Source organism: Arthrobacter sp. SAFR-044, assembly GCF_051965175.1.
In the GTDB taxonomy this organism is placed as follows: domain Bacteria; phylum Actinomycetota; class Actinomycetes; order Actinomycetales; family Micrococcaceae; genus Arthrobacter.
Genome location: NZ_JBQCMK010000028.1, coordinates 1 through 3,858, shown reverse-complemented (window position 1 = coordinate 3,858; position 3,858 = coordinate 1). Strand labels below are relative to the sequence as shown.

General features: G+C 55.4%; 2 protein-coding genes. Both read left to right on the top strand.

Annotated elements, in window-relative coordinates; all coding sequences use genetic code 11:
• Positions 1-1,694 precede the first annotated feature (1,694 nt).
• A complete protein-coding gene (locus tag ACTHQS_RS20955) occupies positions 1,695-3,005 on the top strand; it encodes a hypothetical protein (RefSeq protein WP_440172716.1) in 1,311 nt (436 codons plus the stop codon).
• A gap of 569 nt (positions 3,006-3,574) precedes the next feature.
• On the top strand, positions 3,575-3,858 hold a 284-nt coding region (locus tag ACTHQS_RS20950), incomplete at its 3' end, for a Wzz/FepE/Etk N-terminal domain-containing protein (protein WP_440172714.1).

Below are 3,858 nucleotides of genomic sequence, written 5' to 3'. Positions count from 1 at the left end.
CAAGCCGTCGCGACCCTGAATGCAATTAATACCTCGTTCCTGGGCGTAGTCGTCAACAAGGCCGGCAGGACCGAACGGCCCCGTGGCGGCAGATCTATTGCCCACGGCACGCACCGGTTGCAGCCCCGCAAGGGCTTTTTCATTCACCACTCGTAGGACGAAGTGTCCGGCCCTCCGTAAGTAACCGCAACAAGGTCGTTCTCAAGCGTTGACTTGAATTGGCATTGATCCATCGATCCCAGGCAATTCAGTCTTGTAACTTAAAGTGAGAAGTGTTGTGAGTAGAATACAAGTACTTTTGTCCTCGGGCCTTGGCGCCATAACAAACATTGCACCAACAATTTCTGCACTTTTGCTCTTCTCGGTGCATGAGTTCGGTGTATTCGCATTCTTATACGCCGTTTTTGCTCTCGGCTGGTCGGTTTGCCTATCTGTGGTTTGTGATTCATTTCTGCGTACTTTCAAGGGAAACAGCACTTGGGCGGAGTATTCGTCGGCGCTCGTTGGCTTGTCGATTATCTTCACTGCAGTCGGACTCGTCGTCTCCCTATTCATATACCCAGGCGTCGTTCCGGCGTTCTTTGCATCGGGAGCCATAGGGCTAGGTATCTATCGGCTCGGTGTGCGCTTTTTCAAATCTGCCAGACTCAATGCCAAGTCCGTACTCTTGGCCGATGCGTGTTACCTGTCTGTCTTTCTCTTCGCACTCTTCGGCGCTATGGCCATTGGGGTAAACGTCCTGACGTCACATTCCGCCGCATGGATTGGCGCAGGCATAACGAACCTCATCATCTCACCGCCTGTCATGTCGAATCCAGTCAAGGCACTCTCGCGCTGGTGCAAGACCAGGTGGTCAACCATCCGGACGCTACTATCAGATTCAGTCTTCATGGATTTGGGAGCCATTATGTCGCCAATGCTATTACTACCCGGATTGGGAACCCATGGATATGGAATTTATCGGGGCATTTCAAGCGTTGCATCGCCAGTTCAGCTTCTTCTCGAGCCGATAAGGCCAAATTTGGCTCAGATGTCTAGGGCTCATCGAACTGGCCTGAAGCTGCTGGTAGGAGTTCTCACGGCTGGCGGGGCGATGTCTGTCGCTTGTTTCATTGTACTTCTGTCACTTAGTCACTTTCACTTGGTGCAAGGGACACTCGCGGAGCTTTCTGCGTTTGCTGTGCCGTGCTCAATTTTCGTCTTCACAAATTTCTTGGGTCACGTCTACTACTTGCTCAGTAGAGCGCATGCGTCGGCGCACGGGATCCGCACCGGTCGAGCTGTACAAACGGTGCTTATCATTGCCGGTCCACTGGGCGGCGCGGCACTTTTCGGGCTCTCAGGTGCGGTTTGGGGATTTGTTGGAGCCACCGTAGTTTCCTCGATAACCTGGGCATCGCTCATGCTGACATCCGAAGGGCCAACGCGTTGAGTTAATCATCGTGCGGGCTCACACCATTCCCGTTAGCGCCGTCCTAGAAAACGTGTAGCAGTATTTGCCGGACGGCAGTCAGCGATAGATGAATGCGAGAGTCCACCCGGCTTACGGTTCTTGCTAAATGTTCTGCGTGATCGGCGCTTTATGCCGCTGGTCTCGCCGCACTTCGTCCTGGACAATCAGCAACAAGTGCAGTCATGCAAATATGGATCATCTCAGCTGATCCGTTACTTGCGCCAGTACCTATCATGGGGTCATGACTGAGAGAAAACCAGTTGGGGCGAGGTTAATGCGCTTGCTGGCTGTCGCGTCGTTCACCTTCCTGCTGCTGATGCCGGTGTCGCAGGGACAGTTGCTCGTAGTCACTTTCGCAGTGATGATTGGAGCCGCAACGATGACGATTGCGGTCGAGCGAAAAGTTCTGACGCTGCCGCTCATGGGGGTGGCCTTCTTCACTCTCTTGCTGGGGATGTTCGGGCTCCTCGTCGGGGCGGACAATCCGGGGCTGGTCAATTCAGCAGGCGTGTTCGTCATCGCCCCAGTTGTGTACTTCATCAGCATCTCGGCTATCGACCAATCCACCCTCAAAGCCCTCCTCACCACGTGTGCAGTCATGACGGTGGTCGCTGGGCTTTATATTCTGGTGTACGTCGGTGGCGAGTTGAAAGTCATCCCCCAAGTTATCCCGACGAGTGTCCTGGAACTGACCGGGGCCGGGTTCGGTCAGATTGGCAACGGAACAGAGATCCGTTTCTACGGTCTCTCAACGCTTGCTGCGTCCGCGCCAATGTGGGTGCTGTCACTGGCAGTGAAGCGCGACGATGTATTGCCAAACCTCCCCCTACGGGCTGCGGCGGCGATGGCTGGAGTCGCGGGGGCCATCTTGGGTGGACGCCGCGCCATCATACTAGCCTTGGTACTGGTTCCTCTGATTGCTTGGGTATTGAGGCGCATTGCTACGCGACCGGGCCCGGCGGCTGTTTCACCCGTCCAAGCAACGGCAGGGATTGGCGCCATTTTCGTCATTATCCTTGTTGCGCCGGCCATTATTGCAAACCCGATCGTGGTCAACACTGGGGGTTCGCTCGTATCTTTCTTCTCGGGCGTCGAGGTGGATGTGAGCACCAGTCAGTCGACGCGTAGCGAGCAAGCCGACCAACTTACACGGGCATGGTTGCAGTCGCCTCTTTGGGGACACGGACTGGGGGCGACTATTCCAGGCTACTTTCGCAGCGAAACCCAGCCTTGGCAGTTCGAGCTGCAGTACCACGTGCTCCTCATGCAGACAGGCGTGATCGGTGCGCTCCTCGTCGCGGCAATCGTCGTTATGGTGGTTGTCTCCGCTAAAAAAGCTTCTCGCCTCCGCCCGGATATGAATCCAACGTTGACAGTAACCCTTTGTGCGGGCGTCGCTATGCTCATCGCCAATTCCACCGATCCCTATCTTCAGGCTCCCGCACATATGTGGGCTATTTTTCTTCCGCTCGCGGTTATCAACGTCATGCTCCGCGATCCCGACCCGGGACACATCAAGTCAGGAACGCTGCCCAACCTTCCAATTACTTGAGGCGTGACGGTCTCCGCACAGACTAGAACCGCTATACCTAACTCCCCACTTGCAGCCGCAGCGGCATTCTCTCCAAATTTCCACTGAATGATCCGCTGAGTTGATAGGTGGTGCTGCATCCGAGTTGCACGCCTCAATAAGATACGTGCTTTGAAGTGGCCCGTCTTCGATGGCCTCAATCAGTGCGGAGCGCTTGGTGTGTTTCATCCCGGTTCTTGAAAAATTTTGCCTTCCCGGTGGTGGTGCCGACGGCAATGAAAACTTCAGGCTCACTCACCCAGCTCCACCCCGTCCGGTAGCGCTTTTTCTCCGTGCGCCTGAACGCCCTTAACCACGTCTGGAGTTCGTCTTCCGCCAGCTGATCTCCCTCGCCGGGATAGAGCGCCTTGACAAACTTGCGGACGCACTCGCTTGCGGCGACTTTCCCAGCCGATCCTCGTGTGATTCTTCGACACCTGTTTCATGCTCATTTCTCACTCGTCAGGTTGAGTCTGGCCTTTAGAGCGTCTGCGTGGTCTAATGAACGGTGCCCACAGGTACGCTTTTGTGCGGAAAATACTGGGGAAGCGATGGAGCTGGAATTCTGCTTGCGGGTCGTACGGCGACGTTGGCCCAGCATACTTGCTGCCGTCGTGCTGGGGCTTGCGCTTGCTTTAGGAATAGTTCTCGTTCGGACCCCTTTGTACACGGCGAACAGCCACCTTTTCGTTTCTGTAAATACCAGCGTTCCAGCCGCTGATGTGGCTCGAAGCAATGCTTTTGCGGAAAAGCGAGCCGCGTCGTACGTTAGCTTGGCAACGAGCGCTAAGGTGCTCGGAGCCGTTGCCAAAGAACTTGATTTGAGTGGGGGAGC

Bases quoted from the DNA above. Each gene is read 5' to 3' on its own strand.
- ACTHQS_RS20955 (WP_440172716.1), top strand. From the start codon at position 1,695: ATGACTGAGAGAAAACCAGTTGGGGCGAGGTTAATGCGCTTGCTGGCT.